Origin of the sequence: Rhodopseudomonas palustris, from assembly GCF_007005445.1 — a bacterium.
In the GTDB taxonomy this organism is placed as follows: Bacteria; Pseudomonadota; Alphaproteobacteria; order Rhizobiales; family Xanthobacteraceae; genus Rhodopseudomonas; species Rhodopseudomonas palustris_G.
Genome location: NZ_CP041387.1, coordinates 1,512,668 through 1,530,049 on the forward strand (window position 1 = coordinate 1,512,668; position 17,382 = coordinate 1,530,049).

General features: G+C 65.0%; 18 protein-coding genes. 9 read left to right on the forward strand and 9 right to left on the reverse strand.

Annotated elements, in window-relative coordinates; genetic code table 11:
* Window positions 1-46: 46 nt before the first annotated feature.
* The 3 genes from FLL57_RS06880 (at window position 47) to guaA (ending at window position 4,429) form a co-directional block, all read left to right on the forward strand.
* Window positions 47-1,072 carry an NADP-dependent oxidoreductase gene (locus tag FLL57_RS06880; RefSeq protein ID WP_142882488.1) on the forward strand — a complete coding sequence of 342 codons (1,026 nt, stop codon included), beginning with the start codon at window positions 47-49 and terminating at the stop codon, window positions 1,070-1,072.
* Window positions 1,073-1,261: 189 nt separating this feature from the next.
* A complete protein-coding gene (locus FLL57_RS06885) occupies window positions 1,262-2,560 on the forward strand; it encodes an RsmB/NOP family class I SAM-dependent RNA methyltransferase (protein WP_142882489.1) in 1,299 nt (432 codons plus the stop codon).
* Window positions 2,561-2,806: 246 nt separating this feature from the next.
* On the forward strand, window positions 2,807-4,429 hold the full coding sequence (gene guaA / locus FLL57_RS06890; RefSeq protein ID WP_142882490.1) for a glutamine-hydrolyzing GMP synthase: 1,623 nt from the start codon (window positions 2,807-2,809) through the stop codon (window positions 4,427-4,429).
* Window positions 4,430-4,521: 92 nt separating this feature from the next.
* Here guaA and FLL57_RS06895 read toward each other — a convergent pair whose 3' ends face one another.
* On the reverse strand, window positions 4,522-5,424 hold the full coding sequence (locus FLL57_RS06895; RefSeq protein WP_013502947.1) for a DUF3313 domain-containing protein: 903 nt from the start codon (window positions 5,422-5,424) through the stop codon (window positions 4,522-4,524).
* A 125-nt stretch (window positions 5,425-5,549) separates the two neighbouring features.
* Here FLL57_RS06895 and FLL57_RS06900 point away from each other — a divergent pair, with 125 nt between their 5' ends.
* Window positions 5,550-6,161, forward strand: a complete 612-nt coding sequence (locus FLL57_RS06900) for a TetR family transcriptional regulator (protein WP_013502946.1) — start codon at window positions 5,550-5,552, stop codon at window positions 6,159-6,161.
* 302 nt (window positions 6,162-6,463) lie between these two features.
* On the opposite strand, the gene gltS is transcribed toward FLL57_RS06900, so the two are convergent.
* Complete coding sequence (gene gltS, locus FLL57_RS06910) at window positions 6,464-7,660, reverse strand: sodium/glutamate symporter (protein WP_142882491.1); 1,197 nt, start codon at window positions 7,658-7,660, stop codon at window positions 6,464-6,466.
* 103 nt (window positions 7,661-7,763) lie between these two features.
* Window positions 7,764-8,819: an AraC family transcriptional regulator gene (locus FLL57_RS06915; protein ID WP_235677226.1), complete on the reverse strand. Its 1,056-nt coding sequence runs from the start codon at window positions 8,817-8,819 to the stop codon at window positions 7,764-7,766.
* A 39-nt stretch (window positions 8,820-8,858) separates the two neighbouring features.
* Between FLL57_RS06915 and FLL57_RS06920 the strand changes: the two genes are divergently transcribed.
* Window positions 8,859-9,197, forward strand: a complete 339-nt coding sequence (locus FLL57_RS06920) for a hypothetical protein (RefSeq protein ID WP_235677227.1) — start codon at window positions 8,859-8,861, stop codon at window positions 9,195-9,197.
* Between the two features lie 31 nt (window positions 9,198-9,228).
* Window positions 9,229-9,633 carry a hypothetical protein gene (locus FLL57_RS06925; protein ID WP_013502942.1) on the forward strand — a complete coding sequence of 135 codons (405 nt, stop codon included), beginning with the start codon at window positions 9,229-9,231 and terminating at the stop codon, window positions 9,631-9,633.
* Window positions 9,634-9,715: 82 nt separating this feature from the next.
* Here FLL57_RS06925 and FLL57_RS06930 read toward each other — a convergent pair whose 3' ends face one another.
* The 3 genes from FLL57_RS06930 to FLL57_RS23500 all read right to left on the reverse strand — a co-directional run bounded on the left by FLL57_RS06930 (window position 9,716) and on the right by FLL57_RS23500 (window position 11,831).
* Window positions 9,716-10,267, reverse strand: a complete 552-nt coding sequence (locus tag FLL57_RS06930) for an AAA family ATPase (RefSeq protein ID WP_142882493.1) — start codon at window positions 10,265-10,267, stop codon at window positions 9,716-9,718.
* A gap of 175 nt (window positions 10,268-10,442) precedes the next feature.
* Window positions 10,443-11,234, reverse strand: coding sequence for a phytanoyl-CoA dioxygenase family protein (locus FLL57_RS06935; RefSeq protein ID WP_142882494.1), 792 nt, complete (start codon window positions 11,232-11,234; stop codon window positions 10,443-10,445).
* 147 nt (window positions 11,235-11,381) lie between these two features.
* On the reverse strand, window positions 11,382-11,831 hold the full coding sequence (locus FLL57_RS23500; protein WP_235677228.1) for a hypothetical protein: 450 nt from the start codon (window positions 11,829-11,831) through the stop codon (window positions 11,382-11,384).
* Between the two features lie 4 nt (window positions 11,832-11,835).
* Here FLL57_RS23500 and FLL57_RS23505 point away from each other — a divergent pair, with 4 nt between their 5' ends.
* Window positions 11,836-12,123 carry a hypothetical protein gene (locus FLL57_RS23505; RefSeq protein WP_235677229.1) on the forward strand — a complete coding sequence of 96 codons (288 nt, stop codon included), beginning with the start codon at window positions 11,836-11,838 and terminating at the stop codon, window positions 12,121-12,123.
* Between the two features lie 63 nt (window positions 12,124-12,186).
* Window positions 12,187-12,747 carry a flavin reductase family protein gene (locus FLL57_RS06945; RefSeq protein ID WP_013502938.1) on the forward strand — a complete coding sequence of 187 codons (561 nt, stop codon included), beginning with the start codon at window positions 12,187-12,189 and terminating at the stop codon, window positions 12,745-12,747.
* 42 nt (window positions 12,748-12,789) lie between these two features.
* Here the strand turns inward: FLL57_RS06945 and FLL57_RS06950 are convergent, their stop codons facing one another.
* The 3 genes from FLL57_RS06950 to FLL57_RS06960 form a co-directional block, all read right to left on the reverse strand.
* Complete coding sequence (locus tag FLL57_RS06950) at window positions 12,790-13,068, reverse strand: AbrB/MazE/SpoVT family DNA-binding domain-containing protein (protein WP_142882496.1); 279 nt, start codon at window positions 13,066-13,068, stop codon at window positions 12,790-12,792.
* A gap of 107 nt (window positions 13,069-13,175) precedes the next feature.
* Window positions 13,176-14,978 (reverse strand): NAD(P)/FAD-dependent oxidoreductase, encoded by a 1,803-nt coding sequence (locus FLL57_RS06955; protein WP_142882497.1) that lies wholly within the window; start codon window positions 14,976-14,978, stop codon window positions 13,176-13,178.
* A 209-nt stretch (window positions 14,979-15,187) separates the two neighbouring features.
* Window positions 15,188-16,666 carry a pyruvate kinase gene (locus FLL57_RS06960; protein WP_142882498.1) on the reverse strand — a complete coding sequence of 493 codons (1,479 nt, stop codon included), beginning with the start codon at window positions 16,664-16,666 and terminating at the stop codon, window positions 15,188-15,190.
* 217 nt (window positions 16,667-16,883) lie between these two features.
* Between FLL57_RS06960 and FLL57_RS06965 the strand changes: the two genes are divergently transcribed.
* The gene (locus FLL57_RS06965) at window positions 16,884-17,231 is read left to right on the forward strand and encodes an ArsC family reductase (RefSeq protein WP_142882499.1); all 348 of its coding nucleotides are present in this window, start codon (window positions 16,884-16,886) and stop codon (window positions 17,229-17,231) included.
* Window positions 17,232-17,382: the final 151 nt, after the last annotated feature.

Genomic DNA, 17,382 nt, shown 5'->3' on the forward strand with positions numbered 1-17,382 from the left:
TACAGTCGCGGCCTGACGACCAACGAACATCAAAAAAGGAAACGAAATGTCCAAGGGTCAGCGTATCGTGCTCGCGTCGCGTCCGGTCGGCGAGCCGACGTCGCAGAATTTCCGCATCGAGGAGTTCGACGTTCCGGCGCCCGGCGAGGGCCAGGTGCTGCTGCGCACGATCTGGCTGTCGCTCGATCCTTATATGCGCGGCCGGATGAGCGACGGGCCGTCCTACGCGCAGCCGGTTCCGGTCGGCGGCGTGATGGAAGGCGGCACCGTCTGCGAAGTGATCGACAGCAACAGCCCGGGTTTTGCCAAGGGCGACATCGTGCTGGCGCATTCGGGCTGGACGACGCATGCGGTCGCCGATGCCAAGCCGCTGCGCAAGATCGATCCGGCGCTCGGGCCGATTTCGACCGCGGTCGGCGTGCTCGGCATGCCGGGGATGACCGCCTACACCGGCCTGCTCGACATCGGCCAGCCGAAGGAAGGCGAGACTGTCGTGGTCGCCGCGGCCTCGGGCGCGGTCGGTTCTGCCGTGGGCCAGATCGCCAAGGTCAAGGGGGCACGCGCGATCGGCATCGCCGGCGGCAAGGACAAGTGCGACTACGTCAAGCAGGAGCTCGGCTTCGACGACTGTCTCGATCACCGCGATCCCGATCTCGCCGCGAAGCTGAAGGCGGCGTGCCCCAACGGCATCGACGTGTACTTCGAGAATGTCGGCGGCGAAGTGTTCGAGGCGGTGTTTCCGCTGTTCAACAGCTTTGCCCGGATGCCGGTGTGCGGGCTGATTGCCCAGTACAACGCGTTCGAGACGCCGCCGACGCCGAAATGGGCGACCGCCTTGATGCGCCATGTGCTGACCAAGCGGCTCACCATCCGCGGCTTCATCGTCAGCGATTTTGCCGGCCGGCGTCAGGAATTTCTACGCGAGATGTCGGGCTGGGTGCGCGACGGTCAGGTCAAGTACAAGGAGTTCGTCACCGACGGCCTGGAGAATGCGCCCGAGGCGTTCATGGGCCTGCTGAAGGGCGCCAATTTCGGCAAGCAGCTCGTCCGTGTCGGGCCGGAACGAGCCTGATTCTAAGACAGTGCAGCGGAGCCCCGGCAGCGCCGGGACTCTGCGTTGCGGTGGTTCGATTGTCATCGGCGGGGGCGGCAGCTATAGCGGGAGCCTGAAAGCGTCGGACCGATACCGCCCTGGAGCGTGTCGTCTTGTTGTGACGCCGCTCGGCGCGTTGCGCGCCCTGACCCTGATTGAAAGCTCCGCATGACCCCCGCCGCACGGCTGTCCGCAGCCATCGACTTGATTTCCGCCATCGACAGCCAGCGTATTCCCGCTGCCAAGGCGCTGAAGGAATGGGGCACCGCGCATCGCTACGCGGGCTCGGGGGATCGCTCGGCGATCGCCGGCTTGGTGTGGGACGTGTTGCGCCGGCGGGCGTCGAGCGCGTTCATCATGGATTCCGATACCGCCCGGGCGCGGGTGCTGGGCATGCTGAAGCTGGAGCGCGGTATGACGGCGGAGGCGATCGCGGCGCTGTGCGACGGCAGCCGGTTCGCGCCGGAGCCTCTCAGCGACGCCGAACACGCCGCGCTGTCGACGCGCACCCTGCAGGGCGCGCCGCCGCATATCGCCGGCGACTATCCGGAATGGCTCGACGGCGCGCTTGCCGAGATGTTCGGCGAGGCCCGCGTCGCCGAGGCGGCGGCGATGGCCAGCCGGGCGCCGCTCGACCTGCGCGTCAACTCCCTGAAGGCCTCGCGCGACAAGGTGCTGACCTCGCTCGCGCATCTGCGCGCCAAGGCGTCGCCGTGGTCGCCATGGGGGCTGCGGATCGATCTGCCGGCCGACGCCCGCAATCCCGGCGTGCAGGCCGAGCCGGATTTCATCAAGGGCGCGGTCGAGGTCCAGGACGAGGGCTCGCAGCTTGCCGCGCTGTTTTCCGCCGCCAAACCCGGCGAGCAGGTGATCGACCTCTGCGCCGGGGCCGGCGGCAAGACCCTGGCGCTGGCGGCGATGATGCAGGGCAAGGGCCGGCTGATGGCCACCGACGGCGACAAGCGCCAGCTTGCCCCGATCCACGAGCGGCTGTCGCGCGCCGGCGTCCACAATGCCGAGGTGCGGGCGCCGAAGGGCGACGCCGACCCGCTGGCCGACATCAACGGCAGCGCCGATCTGGTGCTGGTCGACGCGCCGTGCACCGGCACCGGCACCTGGCGCCGCAACCCCGACGCCAAATGGCGAATGCGCCCCGGCGCGCTGGAGATCCGGCTCAAGGACCAGGCCGAGGTGCTGGGCCGCGCCGCGCGGCTGGTGAAGCCCGGCGGGCGCATCGCCTACGTCACCTGCTCGGTGCTGGCGCCCGAAAATACCGGCCAGATCCAGGCTTTCACCGCCGCCCATCCCGAGTTCGCCGTGGTCCCGCCGGCCGAAGTCGCCGCCGCTCTGTGGGACAAGGCCGAGCTGTTCCTCGCCGCCGCCTGGACCGCCCCCGAAGGCCTGCTGATGACCCCGCGCCGCACCGGCACCGACGGGTTTTTCGTCAGCGTTTTGCGCAAGGGCTAGCCCCAAGCACGGCGCGCTCCCTCTCCCGCGCGCGGGAGAGGGCTGGGGTGAGGGCGCCGCGAGCACTGAAACTCGGCCTTGTGGAGGCGCCCCCTCACCCGACCCGGCTTCGCTGCGCTCCGCCGGGCCGACCGCTCCCCGCCCGCGGGGAGAGGTCGCGCTGTGCATGGGGAGAGGTCAGGGGACGCTGCCGCTCATCCTGTTTTCCCCGTTGCGAGCCGGGCTGCGGTCGCGTATCTGCTGCCCATGACAGCCCCCAGCACATCCTCCGCTTCGTCCGTCGTCCCCTCTGGCGCCGACACCTCGCCGCACGTCGCTGCGATCCACGAGAAGATCCTGATCGTCGACTTCGGCTCGCAGGTCACCCAGCTGATCGCCCGCCGCGTCCGCGAGGAGGGCGTGTATTCCGAGATCGTGCCGTTCCAGAAGGCGGAGGCCGCCTTCGCCGAGATGAAGCCGAAAGCCGTGATCCTGTCCGGCGGCCCGGCCTCGGTGCTGGACGACAACGCCCCCAGTGCCCCGATGGCGATCCTGGAAGCCGGCGTGCCGGTGCTCGGCATCTGCTACGGCGAACAGACCCTGGCCAAGCAGCTCGGCGGCACCGTCGAGGGCGGCCACCACCGCGAATTCGGCCGCGCCCAGATCGAGATCACCGATGACTGCGCGCTGTTCGACGGCGTCTGGCAAAAGGGCGGCAAATACGACGTCTGGATGAGCCATGGCGACCGCGTCACCAAGCTGCCGGCAGGTTTCCGCGCGGTGGCACAGGCGCCGGGTTCGCCGATCTCGGTGATCGCCGACGACACCCGTAAATTCTACGCGATGCAGTTCCACCCCGAAGTGGTGCACACGCCCGACGGCGCGAAACTGCTGCGCAACTTCGTCCGCAAGGTCGCAGGCCTCACCGGCGACTGGACGATGCGCGCCTTCCGCGAGGAAGCGATCGAGAAAATCCGCACCCAGGTCGGCAGCGGCAAGGTGATCTGCGGCCTGTCCGGCGGCGTCGATAGCGCGGTGGCGGCGGTGCTGATCCATGAGGCGATCGGCGATCAGCTCACCTGCGTGTTCGTCGACCATGGCCTGCTGCGCAAGGACGAAGGAAAGACCGTCGTCGACCTGTTCCGCCACCACTACAACATCCCGCTGGTGCACGTGGATGCGTCGGAGACCTTCCTCGGCGCGCTGAAGGGCGTCACCGATCCGGAGCAGAAGCGCAAGACCATCGGCAAGCTGTTCATCGACGTGTTCGAGGCCGAGGCCAGACGCGTCGGCGGCGCCGACTTCCTGGCGCAGGGCACGCTGTACCCGGACGTGATCGAGAGCGTGTCGTTCACCGGCGGCCCGTCGGTGACGATCAAGTCGCACCACAACGTCGGCGGCCTGCCCGCACGCATGAACATGAAGCTGGTCGAGCCGCTCCGCGAGCTGTTCAAGGACGAAGTCCGCGCATTGGGGCGCGAGCTCGGGTTGCCCGACGTGTTCGTCGGCCGCCACCCGTTCCCGGGCCCCGGCCTCGCCATCCGCTGCCCCGGCGAGATCACCGAAGAGAAGCTGGAGATCCTGCGCAACGCGGATGCGGTGTATATCGACCAGATCCGCAAGGCGGGCCTCTACGACGACATCTGGCAGGCGTTCGCCGTGCTGCTCCCGGTCCGCACCGTCGGCGTGATGGGCGACGGCCGCACCTATGAGTACGTCGTCGGCCTGCGCGCCGTGACGTCGACCGACGGCATGACCGCCGACTTCTATCAGTTTGAAATGTCCTTCCTCGGCGCCACCGCGACGCGGATCATCAACGAAGTGAAGGGCGTCAATCGCGTGGTGTACGACGTCACGAGCAAGCCGCCGGGGACGATTGAGTGGGAATGATTTTGTCGACCCATAGGATGAGTATTCGGTGTTGATGGGTCGGATCACCTCTAATTTCTCACGGTGCTGAGCACGATGGCGGCAACAAATCGTTATTGGGTTGCTGCTGCGTCGCGGTTAGCGAGTGTCGGCGGGGGAGGATTTTGTTTGCCTCCCTGGTCTGTCCAGCCGGGCGGCAGGCCGATGCCGTCTCCGAGCAGGCCGACGACGCCGGGCAACCTTCCGAAAGCTTCGCAGGCTGGATATTTGGGTGCAGCGCCGAGGGCAGCCATCAGCGCGTTGGCCGACGGAGCTGAAGGGAGGCCACCGAACGGCGTCTTCCCGATCACGAGCATCTTGCTGAAATCGTCACCGAACGATGCCGCGAGACCATAGGCGTCGCCTTCCTCGGCCACCCGACCCGGATCGAGCGCTGTGGCGCCGCGGCCCCAGACCATCGCAGCCTTTTGGTTGCCGCGGTCGTCGGTCGCTTCGGCCTCGAGCGACAGGCTGCCGAGGCCGATCGGGATGCGCGGAATGGGGAAGGGGACGCCGGGAAGAAGCACTGTTTTGGCCACGAACGCGCCTTTGGAGAGGCCGACTGCCACGGTGTTGGTTGGTGTGACGTGGGTGATGACGGCTCGCACGGTGAGATCGGCCGGCTCCGCTGCGCTCACGACCCGAAAACGCTCACTCAAACCATAACAGAGTGTCCTGTCGGCGGCATTCGTGACGAGTCTGCGCTGTGTCGCCGTGAGCGGCCCGCGACCGTCGGGGTCCGGAAACGCCGTCGGAACAATCCGCACCGTCTTTGCTGCAAGTACGTCTTCCCGGCTCACCTTCAGGAGTGAGCGGGTCACGAGCCCGTCCGACGGCTTGAGATCGGCATAGCCGTGGAGCGATCCGGCACGGTTCAGGGGGGCGGTGGCGCATCCCGACATCAATCCCGACAGAACCACCGCCGTGCAACAGGTGAAGTCGGCCGAACGGCGAAGGGACGGCGCGGGAGGGGGCATAAGGATGGTTTCCGAGATGCGTGAATAATTGCACTCGGGTGTAATTTAAAAGTGCGGCCCTTTTGTGAAGACATTGCACTCAGGTGTAATTTTACTTCGAGCGCAATTGATGGGAAAAGGCGCTCATGAAAGAGCTGCAGACAAAACAGGACGTTTCCGAGAAGCCGGAAGGCCTTCGCGAGCGAAAGCGGCGCGAGACCTTGCAGCGCATCTCCGACGCCGCGCTCGAGCTGTTTCTCAACAAGGGCTTTGATGCGACGACGCTGGATGAGATCGCCGAGGCCGCCGGCATCTCCCGCAGAACCTTCTTCTACTATTTCGCGAGCAAGGACGACATTCTCACCGCATATCTTGGCCGACGCACGGACGAACTGAGGGCGGCTGTGCTCCAGAGCTCATCGGCTGGCGAGCCCATCGATGTGGTTTGCAACGCGTTGCTCAAGCTCGCGTCCAAGTTTGGCGATCGCAAAACGATTGCGACCGCGGGGCTGGTGTCAGGCAGCGAGTTCTTGGGTACTCGCGCTCAGAGCCGGTATCAGACATTCGAGCAAGGTGTTGCCGACGCGCTGTTCGAGATCTGGCCAAAGAAGGATCGCCGCGACGGCTTGCGGTTGGTCGCCATGGTCTCGATCGGCGCCCTGCGGCTTGGCGTCGATCGATGGCTCGAACACGGTGGCAAGCGTCCGCTCGCCAAGTACATCGAGGACGCCTTCAGGAATTTGAAGGCAGAAATCTAAGCTCTGGTCGGGATACCCGGACCGGAGCAAGCAGTGTCGGCTATCTCCGCCCGCTCACCCCGTCCGCAGCATCGCCGCCGCGAAGTTCCGATACGTGTGCAGCGGCCTGCCCAGCAGCTTGGTGAGCCGCTAGACATCTCCGGCCTCCGGGATCGTGCCGTCGCTGACGTCGCGTTCGGCCATGAGGCGCATTTTGTAGGCAGTTCTTTCGGCCTGAAGCTCACCATGGTCTGCTCGAAGCCGCTCGGATCGTCGCCGGAAAAGATCCACGAAGGATACCCGAACCGTGATATCGCGCTCTCTCAACCGACAAAGACGGAAATGATCAGGGCGTTGACGATATCGATGAAGAAGCCGCACACCAGAGGCACGACGATGAAGGCGCGGTGGGCGGCGCCGTATTGCTGGGTGACCGCTGTCATGTTGGCAATTGCGGTGGCTGTCGAGCCCAGCGCGATTCCACCGAAGCCCGCCGAGATCACCACAGCCTCGTAGTCCTTCCCCATCAACCGGAACACGATCGATATCGTGAAGATGACCGCCAGGATGATCTGCACGACAAGGGCCGAGGCGACGAAGGTGAAGACGCCATTGAGCTGCCAGAGCTGAAGTCCCATTAGCGCCATGGTCAGGAACAGGCCGAGGGCGAGGTCTGAGACGAGCGCCAGCCCGTCGTCCACGCCGGGCCAAAGTTTTTGGACGCGCGAGCTCACGGCGATGGGCATGAGGTTGCGGATCAGGATTCCGGCCATCAGGCAGCTCACGAAGGCGGGCAGGTTCAGGCCTGTGCGTGTCAGCGCATCATGAATGCCGAGCCCGAGGATGATGGCGAGGTTCAAGGCCAGCACAGCCCAAAGGATGCAGAAGTAGTCGAGCTTGGGCTGACGGCCGTCATTGGAAACGCCGATGGAGAGTTCAGGGTCGTCGGTGGCGGCGACACTGTGACGCTTCATCAGGAAGGCGGCCACCGGGCCGCCGATAATGCAAGCTGCTATCAAGCCGACGGTGTTGGCCGCGACACCCAATTCCATCGCGTTGCTGATGCCGAGCTGCTCGGTGAATGTCGGTGCCCATGCGAGCGTCGTGCCGATGCCGCCGGTCAGCGAGATCGAGCCCACCATCAGTCCGGCCTTGGCTTCGAGTCCGAACAGCGAAGCCATGCCCATGCCGGCGAAGTTCTGGATCAGCATGAGGACGACAGCGAGCGACAGCAGGATGACCAGCGGTCGGCCGCCGGCCAGAAGCATCTTGACCTCGGCTTTCAGTCCGATGCCGGCAAAAAACAACAGCAGCAGAAAGTCGCGCATCGCGAGATCAAAGGTGATCTGCCGATCGAGAAGCGTGTAGCTGAGGGCGACCACCGCTGTGCACAGGAACCCGCCGATGACCGGCTCGGGAATGGAATATTTGCGCAGCAGCGGCGCGTTCAGTGTCGCGATCTTGCCGGTCAGAAGCAGGATGACGGCGATCGTGAACGTATAGAAGGCATCGATTTCCATAGGCTTTTCGAATTCCAATGGGGACGAGCCAGTGACAGCAGTTTTGCCATCACTGCGGACAGGGTTTTGATCAGGCTGCTCGCTCAACGCGCGCGGTTGGCAGTCATCGGGAGGGGCGGGCGCGGGACACCGCGATGTGCGTATGCCGGCGAAAGCGTGGTTTGGGCGGCGAGTCGGACCTCGAAAGAGGAACGCTTGTCTGCCGTTCCACGAGATAGCGGATCGGCGGCTTGCCGACCATCTTGCGAAACATCGTGACGAAACTGCTGGCGCTCTCGTAGCCGAGGTCGACAGCGACGGTCTGGACCGTCTCGCCGGCGCTCAGCCGCCGCAGCGCGAGGATGACGTGGAGCTGGCGGCGCCAGTGGCCGAAACTCATGCCGATCTCGTCCATCAACATGCGGCTGAGACTGCGCTCGCTGAGCGCGACCCGGCCGGCCCATTCCGCAACGGTCGCGTGATCCGCCGGCGATGACACTAACAACTCGGCGAGCTGCTTGAGCCGGGGATCTGAGGGGATCGGAAGGCAGAGCTGCTCGGCAGGAGCTTTGGCGAGCTCATCGAGAAACACCGCAACGATGCGGCCGTCCGGTCCATCGACGTCGTAGCGCTCCGGCAGCTCGCTGGCCCTGATCAGCAGATGTCTCAGCAGATCCGCAATCGCGATCGTGCAACATGTGACCGGCAGGCCCGCGGCTGCATCCGGCGCGACGAAAAGGCAGATGCACTCCACCTCGCCGGAGCCGAAGGCCGCATGCGGCAGACCGCCGGGAATCCAGATGGCGCATTGCGGCGGCACGATCCAGACGCCGTCTTCAACCTCGCAGTTGACGACGCCTCTGGCGCAATACAGCAGCTGCGCCTTGTCGTGACGATGCCGCTTGGATTGCTCGATGCTCTCGAGGCTGCCGACGCCATTCGCCGCGACAAGGTCGCGCGGGACCTCATCGACATACGACGACCAATCTCCTCGGAGAGTCCGATCCACGGGGGCTCGCTGCGACAGTGAATTTGGCCGGTTTAAAACATGCAATGTCGTGGTTGCGCAATGACGCCAATTGCGCGTCGCTCTATCGTCGAGGCCAGGCTCCGGTTGACGCGGCTCGCCGCCGCCGACCGATCGTAGATGGATGGACCTGGGATGGACGACAGCAGACAACTCCGGCTTCCGCTCGTTTGGCTGATCACGGCGGTCGGCGTGACGATCTACGGCATGATTCAGATCTTCACCTACCTGGCGCATGCCGGTGCGCAGGAGGCAACGCCGCCGCTGAACTTCACCGCCGCGCAAGTGTGGACGATCGCGGCTTTCTATGGCGCTTGGGTGATCCCGGCTCTGCTGGCGCTGATCGAGCGTCGCGCAGCCCATCGGGCGTCGCTGATCCTCGGCGGGATTCTTGTGGTGCTGACGACGCTCGCGGGCGTGTTCGACGGCATCCGCGATGGCGGCCATCTCGTTGTCTTGGTGCTGTTGGCCGTCACGCTTCCCGGCGCAGTCGCGACCGCGCTGTCGTGGCTCCGGCTTCGGGCCGCCTGATCAGCACGACAGACCGATAAGGACTCCAGCCATGCCGATGGACAACTCGAATTTCCCTTTCGTCTGGATGAGCTACACAGACGGCCCCGGTCACGATCATGACGAGGACTTCGCATCGTTTGAAGAGAATCTGAAGCGCGGCGAGCCGTTCGTGGTGCTGACCGATTCCGCCCCGAGCGAAGACCATGAGCATTCGCAGGCGGAACGAAAGCGGACGTCGCTGTGGATGAAGAAGCACAAGGCCGAGCTGCGAAAGCTCGTGCTGGCCATGATCATCGTCGAGCCGAGCGCCGCCAAACGCCTCGCGTTCAAGGCGTTCGGCATCACGTTCCAGAAGTTCTGGGGCTACCCGATGCTGCTCGCCGCGTCGCGCGACGAGGCGATGGCGATCGGGCGAAAACTGCTGTCGGATCGCGCCGGGCCGAACGCTGCCTGACGAATGCGCGGCGGTGCGCTGTTCGTTCGGAGCTAGATCACGCGCGGTGCCGAAATCGGCGGCCGGATCGCGTCATCGCCTCTCAGTGATGTCCTGGCCCTTGCTCTCCGCCAGCGCGCAGCACGAAATCGGCGCGGGCTGCGGTGGGGAGCTTGGGGAGCGGTACGACGTCGTAGCCCAGCGCCGGATAGGCTGCGGATAGGCGGTCGTATTCGGCAACGGCGGCCTCGAAGCCGTGGCGGCGGCCGTCGTCGGCGACGTAGATCTCGGGCCAGGGCGGCGCCATGAAAATGCGGCGGTGATAGCGATGCGCCGCGGCCAGCGGGCGCAGCACGTCGTCGCCGGCCATGGCCTGCAGCGCCGCTGCCGCATCGATCAGGCCGCGGTCGAAGAAGGTCCAGCCGGTGTTCTTCGCCGCCGCCGCATGGTCGGCGATTGCCATCGCGATGGCGCGGCGCAGGAACGCGGCGAGATCGATCCACGGCAGCCCGCTGCCACCGACAGCCGTCTCCTCGGCGATGATGCGGCGGCCGGGCTCTTCGACCACGCGATGTCCTCTCGCCCTTAGCTCGGCGAGCAGGCTGGATTTCCCGCCGCCGGAGCAGCCGGAGATCACCACAAGTCCACCGTTCAAACCTGACACTCCTGTGTTGCGGATTGACGCTGCGCGATGGAAGCGAAGTCCGCGGCGTGAGGAGCGCATCGAAGATCGCTGATCGGGTTGCTACGGCTCCCGAAGGGGTACGGTCCGTGCCCTGGACGTCGCGCGTGCGGGCCCGGTACGTCGTCATGTCCCGGGCCCGTTCAGCTTACCCCATCATCCCGATCGCCTTGCGAATTGCGATCTGGACGGGCGAAGCTGGAAGTGACGGGTCGAACTCACCCTTTGGTAGCAGCGGGGGTTGAGCCAAGAAGCGCGGCTGAGACCCACGATGCGGTTGTGCCGAATGCACGAGGAAGGGATGGCAAAAATAGACCGTTCCTGCCTCGCCGGTGGCGAGCACCACATCGCAATTCTCGGTCGAAGCAAAGTTGTCGGCTGTGAGTTCACCGAGGGTGAGGCCTCGGTCGCCATGCGGCAACAACTGCCTGGCTATCGGCAGATGTGAGCCACAGCGGATGCGGGTCGGCGCATCATTCTCTCCGATGTCCGAGAAGAGGAACAGCATCAGCAGAGCACGTCCGCTGCTCTTGACGTTGGCGCGCCATTGCAGGAAGTCGGGATGATCGGTCCCGAAGCTGACGTCGATGTGCCACCCCGTGTCGCCAGGATCGATCGCAGAGGGGAATCGGATGGGAAACGTCCCAAGCCCACTAGGCCTCAGCCAGCGTCCAGGACCCACCAGAGCGTCATATGCGCGGTGCAGGATCGGCGTGTTCGCGGCATCGACAAAAGCTCTGCCAGTCATGAAGCCAAGACGAACGACCGGCTGTTTCCAAGTCTCCGGTGCACCTGGCGAAAGGCCCATGGCGTTCCACAGTTGATCCCGCCCCAGACGAGCGAGTTCGTTATCGAAAGCACCTGCGAGCTTGAGATATCCGTGGTCGATGAAGTGCTCGATCTGAGCGTTGCTTAGATCGGAATGATGTAGGCCCGACATTCAATAAATCTCCGCACGACCTCCACTCGGGAACGGCCGTTGATGATCCAGACGGCATAGAAGTGCCGCGACGACGAGCGCCGTCAGATCAGCGGAAAGAATGTGGATTTGAACATCATTGCCTCGATAATTTAGCGATACGTGGCCTCACAGGCAAGACACACGGGCAGACAGCTCGATGCATGTCCGAGACCACAAAGCGCGGCGATCTGTACGTTTGTATTTGGTCGGCGTGGTCGCGATCGCGGTCCTCCGGTGCGGCAAAGATCGACCGGCACCCGGCAACAGTTTCCTGCATTCCGCGGAGCGCGATGCGCGCGTCATCGTCGGTTCGTTCGGAAACAACGAGAAACCATGCGGTTCCGGATGGCACGGCGGTTGCTTCGAGTCCGGCTGAGCGATTGCGTCGAAGAGACCAGTCGAGCGATGGGATCGAAGGTGCGCCATGAGCATTTCCGGCATCGGGTCGTCTGCTGCGGCCCAGAGCATCACCCCGTGGAGCAGCAGCGCCAAGAGCGCGTCGGCTGCACCGGCATCTGCCGGCGGCACGACGTCGTCGGCATCGGGCAGCGGCGGTGTACGGAAGACCGACTTCACTCAGATGACCCGCAAGGATCTGTTCGACTGGATCAACAGCAAGATCGCCAGCGGCGAGATGAGTTTCGACGAGAGTTCGACCTTCGTCAGCATGACCGTGAGCTTCCGGGAAGACGGCGCCCCCACGGGGCTCGACGACAAACAGCAGGTCGATTTCATGCAGGCGGTGCGGAATGGCATGGCGCGAGCCCAGAAGACGAACGACCCCGAATTGTTCGACCGGCTTCAAGCCGCGCTTCGCACGATGGAACGCTATCAGGGTGAAGTCCGCGGCGTGAATATGACGGTGTGAGCCGCGGCCGCAATCCTGATTTGCTGCAAGGATGCGTAACGACCGGAATCACAGGAGGCGGAGATGATCCGGCATCCATTCAAATCCGACTTCCCGGTCTCCGGCGTGCGCCGCTATCTTGAGCCCGGGCCGATCGTGCTGGTATCGTCGCAGTGGAAGGGCGAGCGCAACATCATGACGCTCGGCTGGCATGTCGTGCTGGAATTCACCCCGTCGCTGATCGGCCTGATGATCTCCAGCGGCAACCACTCGTTCGAGATGATCCGCAGCTCCGGCGAATGCGTGGTCAGTCTGCCGACCACCTCACTGACCGATATCGTCGTCGGCATCGGCAACACCTCGGGTGCCGAGATCGACAAATTCGCGCAGTTCGGGCTGACGGCGGAGAAGGCGACGGCGGTCGCCGCGCCGCTGATCGGCGAATGCCACGCCGCGTTCGAATGCCGGCTGCACGACGACGCCCTGGTCGACAAGTACAACTTCTTCATCTTCGAAGTCGTCAAAGCCCACGTCGCCGCCCGGCCGAAACATCCGCAAACGCTGCATTACACCGGCGACGGCGTATTCATGGTCGCCGGCAAGACCATCAGCCGCAAATCGCTGTTCCGGCCGGGGATGCTGTGAGTGCGGGCGGCGCCAGTCAGATACCGGACGATCAGATTGGTATCAATCGCGCGCATGACGACGCCGTGCTTCCGCGGCAACCGCGGCGGCCATGTCGTCCAGCGACTTCGGTGGCCCGTCGAAGCGCAGCGAGGCGTAAACCTGGTCCGGCCGGGTCGAAGCGAACAGCGGAGCAGGGCGCAGCAGCACGCCGTCAGGCGTTTCTTCAACGGTCAGTCGGGTGCCGGCCGGCCACTGCCGGCGCTCCCGGATCGCCTTGGGCAGGATGACCTGCCCCTTGGTGGAGACTGTCGTCGTCAGCTTGTCGGCCGGTGCTGCCATTGGTCGTGCCCTGTAAGACGAACGTAAGATAGGGCGAGCTGCGCCGGTCGACAAGCCAGAGCGATGCGGAGGGTGGCTGTAGCCGCTCCCCAGGGTGCGGTGGTCACTCAGCTCAGGTGATGGACCTGTTGCAGGCCGTAGACCGGGGTCGGGAGGCCTTCCATTCGGGCTTTGAGCTGCAGCGCCAGGAACTGCGAGTAATGGCGCGACTGGTGCAGATTGCCGCCGTGGAACCACAAGCCTTCCTGTTGGGTCGGCTTCCACATGTTGCGCTGCTCGCCTTCCCACGGGCCGGGGTCTTTGCGGGTGTTGGAGCCGAGGCCCCAGACTTTGCCGACCTTGTCGGCGACCTCTTTCGAGATCAGGTCGGCGGCCCAGCCGTTCATCGAGCCGTAGCCGGTGGCATAGACGACGAGATCGGCCGGCAGCTCGGTGCCGTCGCTGAGGATCACGGAGTGTTCGGTCAGGCGCTCTACGTCGACGCCGCTCTTCAACTTGATCCGGCCGTCGGCGACCAGCTCGGATGCGCCGACGTCGATGTAGTAGCCCGAGCCGCGGCGCAGATACTTCATGAACAGGCCGGAATCGTCATCGCCGTAGTCGAGCATGAAGCCGGCCGCTTCCAGGCGCTTGTAGAATTCGGCGTCCCGCTCCCGGATCGCGTTGTAAATCGGGATCTGGAATTCGTGCAGGATCTTGTAGGGCAGCGAGGCGAAGATCAGGTCGGCCTTGGCGGTGGTGATGCCGTTCTGCACCGCCTGCTCGGAGTAAAGCCCGGCGAGCCCGAGCTCCATCAACGAGTTCGACTTGACGATATGGGTCGATGAACGCTGCACCATGGTGACGTCGGCGCCGGCTTCCCATAGCGCCGCGCAGATATCGTGCGCCGAGTTGTTGGAGCCGATCACCACCGCTTTCTTGCCCTTCCATGCATCCGGCCCGGGATGCTGCGACGAGTGGTGCTGATCGCCCTTGAACACGTCCATGCCTTCGAATTGCGGCATGTTCGGCTTGGCCGACATGCCGGTGGCGAGCACCAGCTGCTTCGGCGTCAGCGTGATCTCTTCACCGTGGCGCTCGACCACCACGGTCCATTGCTTGGCGGCGTCATCGTAGGTGGCGCGCTTGCAGACGGTGGAGCCCCAGTAATTCAGCTCCATCACCCTGGTGTACATCTCCAGCCAGTCGCCGATCTTGTCTTTCGGCGCGAACACCGGCCAGTTCGGTGGGAACGGCAGATAGGGCAGGTGGTCGTACCACACCGGATCGTGCAGGCAGAGCGACTTGTAGCGCTTGCGCCAGCTATCGCCCGGGCGCTCGTTCTTCTCGATGATGATGGTCGGCACGCCGAGCTGGCGCAGCCGCGCGCCGAGCGCGATGCCGCCCTGGCCGCCGCCGATGATCACGCAATACGGCTGGCGGCTGATGCCGAGCTCGGCGGCCTCGGCGTCGCGCTCTTCCTTCCAGGTCTTGCGGCTGGGATCGGCGCCGTGCTTGACGCCCATCGGGCGCTGAAAGCCTTGCGGCTCTTCGAAGCCCTTCAGTTCGGCCATGGTGGTGAGCAGCGTCCAGATCCGGCCGTCCTTGAGGCGGAGATGGCCGACGCCGCGGGCGAGCGCGGTGTCGAACTGGATGAAGCACTCGACGATGCCGTCGGTCTCGGCGGCGTCCTCGCCGTCGGCGATCCGCCACTGCGACGGCTTGGTATCGGCCAGCCGCGCATTCAGCATGTCGCGGACCTGGTCCTTGCCTTCCATGGTCTTGATGTTCCAGGTGAAGGCGACGAGATCGCGCCAGTAGCAATCGGTCTGAAACAGATCGACCGCGCGGTCGATGTCGCCGGCGCTCAGCGCGTCGTCGAGTTGTCCGAGGAGCGTGGTGATTTTGCCGTTCGGTGCGGTGTCGAGCATGCTGGTCCTCCCATCGTGATTTGTTGCGGCGCGATAGGCGCTCTTGTTAGTTCGACGATCCTAACATCGGCCGCCCGGGAGGCGAGGGCGAAGCCGGTGCGGTCCAGCAATCGTGATCATGCGTTCGCAGGCGCATCATGGGCGCTGCAAAATCGGACTACAGAAGGATCGAAAGATACAGCCGGCTTGCGCGTCCCAGTGCGGGGCGCTCAGCCCCAGCTCCGCAGCCGGCGTAGCTGCGGCGTCTTCTTGTGCTGATGATCGGCCATTCGGCCGAGCAACGTATCGAGCTCGGTGATCGCCTTGAACAGGTACGGCCCCTTGTTCAGCATCACGCATTCGGCGCGCGCCGCCATCGCGGCGTCGGTCATTTCGCCACGCGACGGCGTGCCCTTCTTCACCAGATGTTCGAGCACCTGGGTGGCCCAGATCACCGGGACGTGGGCGGCTTCGCCGATCCACAGGATCTCTTCCTGCATTTCGGCCAGCCGTGCGAAGCCGATCTCGACCGCAAGGTCGCCGCGCGCGATCATGATCGCGGTCGGCTGCCGGCCGGCGGCCTGGACCAGAATGTCCGGCAGGTGGGCGACCGCGTCCGGCGTCTCGATCTTCAGCACCAGCGACAGCTTGTGCCAATCGTCGGGCCGGCGTTCGGCGAGCGCGGCCTGCAGCATCTTGACGTCGCCGACCGACTGCACGAACGAGAACTCGACGCCGTCGGCGTGGGCAGCGACGAAATCGAGGTCGGCGCGGTCCTTGGCGGTCAGCGCCGGGATGTCGAGCGGTGTATCCGGGAAATTGAGGCCTTTCTCCGGCTTCAGCCGCAGGCCGTTGTCGGCGGTGGCGGTGACGCGCCCGATCAGGCCCCACGCGGTCTTGCGCTCGATCCGGACGCACAGCTTGCCGTCATCCACGAACACCCGGGCGCCGACGGCGGCGCGCGTCAGCGGATCGGGCAGGGTGCATTCCACCGCGAAGTGCTCTTCGTCGAGGTCGATGCGGTCGAACTGGCCTTGCGCCACGATCGCCAAAAGATCGCCGGTGACGATGCGTTCGCGCCCCTCCGGAGCGCGCGTGGCGCCGGTGCGGATCTTCGGCCCGGCAATGTCCATCAGCACCTTCATCCGGCGGCCGGAGGCTTCCTCGGCGACGTGGAGGTGATTGATCATCCGCTGCCAGGCTGCCGCGTCGTCATGGGCGCAGTTGATCCGCACCGCCTCGACCCCGCGCTCGGCGAGCCGCAGCATGAAAGTGGGATCGTCGGCCGCCTCGCTCGGGCAGGTGACCAGCAGGGCGGAACGGCGGGCGCCGGACAGCGGCCCGAACATCTCGGCGCTGCGGCTGGCGAGATCGTGCTCGCCGGCGAAGAACTGCTTTGTCGACGGCCGCAGCATCTCCGGCTCGCCCGCCAGCGTCGCCAGGGTGGCGCGAACAGCGAGCAGCGTCGGCATCACCCGACTTTCCAGCCGGCCGAGCGAGGACAATCCCAGCGACATCAGGGCGTGCTGCAGCGGGCGCAGATCGTGGTGACGCAGCGCCAGATAATGGGCGAGGTTGGCGGCGCTGGGGCCGAAGCCGGGGCGATGGATCTGATCCGCCCAGCCGGCCAGCCGCTCGCGGCTGCCCTCGTCGATCTCCGTGATCAGCGTGTCGAGCTTGTGCTTGAGGCGGAGGATTTCAGTCGACATCGCAGGCACTCACACGTTTGGGCGGCATAGAGAACCGCATTCCACCCGCTCTAGGATCGCTGGATGAAGCCGATGTGACAGGCACCGTTCCGCAGTCTCAGACTTTCTTCTCAGCTTCTTTCGCGGGTTCACGCACAGCGCGGCCATCGCGCTTGACGGCTGGGGGGTGCGTAGCCTGAATGCGAGTCGATTGCTTTCAATCTTGCGGAGCCTGCGCGTGCCCACCACCCTCTATGGCATCAAGAACTGCGACACGATGAAGAAGGCGCGGGCCTGGCTGGATGGCCACGGCGTCAGTTACGCGTTCCACGATTACAAGACGGCGGGCATCGACCAGGAGCATCTGGCGCGCTGGGCGCAGCAGGCCGGCTGGGAGACGCTGCTCAATCGTGCCGGCACCACCTTCCGCAAGCTGCCCGAGGCGGACAAAGAGGGGCTGACCGAAGCCAAGGCGATCGCGCTGATGCTGGCGCAGCCCTCGATGATCAAGCGTCCGGTGCTGGAGCACGGCCGCAAGCTGCTGGTAGGCTTCCGCCCGGAGGCTTACGCGGAGGAATTCGAATGATACTGATCACCGGTCGGCCGAGTGCCGGCCGGAGTTTCCCCCAGGTCCGACCGCCCGCAAACGCTGCCCAGCTTTGCATCTTGCACAAGGCTCGCGAATAGCGGCATAGTCGGGCCAGAAAGACGGGCCGGGCGCCAACGGCGCTCCGAGC

What these genes read in the sequence shown, in the direction of transcription:
- FLL57_RS06880 (WP_142882488.1), top strand. Translation starts at nt 47, where the DNA reads ATGTCCAAGGGTCAGCGTATCGTGCTCGCGTCGCGTCCGGTCGGCGAG.
- FLL57_RS06885 (WP_142882489.1), top strand. Translation starts at nt 1,262, where the DNA reads ATGACCCCCGCCGCACGGCTGTCCGCAGCCATCGACTTGATTTCCGCC.
- guaA (WP_142882490.1), top strand. Translation starts at nt 2,807, where the DNA reads ATGACAGCCCCCAGCACATCCTCCGCTTCGTCCGTCGTCCCCTCTGGC.
- FLL57_RS06895 (WP_013502947.1), bottom strand. Translation starts at nt 5,424, where the DNA reads ATGCCCCCTCCCGCGCCGTCCCTTCGCCGTTCGGCCGACTTCACCTGT.
- FLL57_RS06900 (WP_013502946.1), top strand. Translation starts at nt 5,550, where the DNA reads ATGAAAGAGCTGCAGACAAAACAGGACGTTTCCGAGAAGCCGGAAGGC.
- gltS (WP_142882491.1), bottom strand. Translation starts at nt 7,660, where the DNA reads ATGGAAATCGATGCCTTCTATACGTTCACGATCGCCGTCATCCTGCTT.
- FLL57_RS06925 (WP_013502942.1), top strand. Translation starts at nt 9,229, where the DNA reads ATGCCGATGGACAACTCGAATTTCCCTTTCGTCTGGATGAGCTACACA.
- FLL57_RS06935 (WP_142882494.1), bottom strand. Translation starts at nt 11,234, where the DNA reads ATGTCGGGCCTACATCATTCCGATCTAAGCAACGCTCAGATCGAGCAC.
- FLL57_RS23505 (WP_235677229.1), top strand. Translation starts at nt 11,836, where the DNA reads ATGACCCGCAAGGATCTGTTCGACTGGATCAACAGCAAGATCGCCAGC.
- FLL57_RS06945 (WP_013502938.1), top strand. Translation starts at nt 12,187, where the DNA reads ATGATCCGGCATCCATTCAAATCCGACTTCCCGGTCTCCGGCGTGCGC.
- FLL57_RS06950 (WP_142882496.1), bottom strand. Translation starts at nt 13,068, where the DNA reads ATGGCAGCACCGGCCGACAAGCTGACGACGACAGTCTCCACCAAGGGG.
- FLL57_RS06955 (WP_142882497.1), bottom strand. Translation starts at nt 14,978, where the DNA reads ATGCTCGACACCGCACCGAACGGCAAAATCACCACGCTCCTCGGACAA.
- FLL57_RS06960 (WP_142882498.1), bottom strand. Translation starts at nt 16,666, where the DNA reads ATGTCGACTGAAATCCTCCGCCTCAAGCACAAGCTCGACACGCTGATC.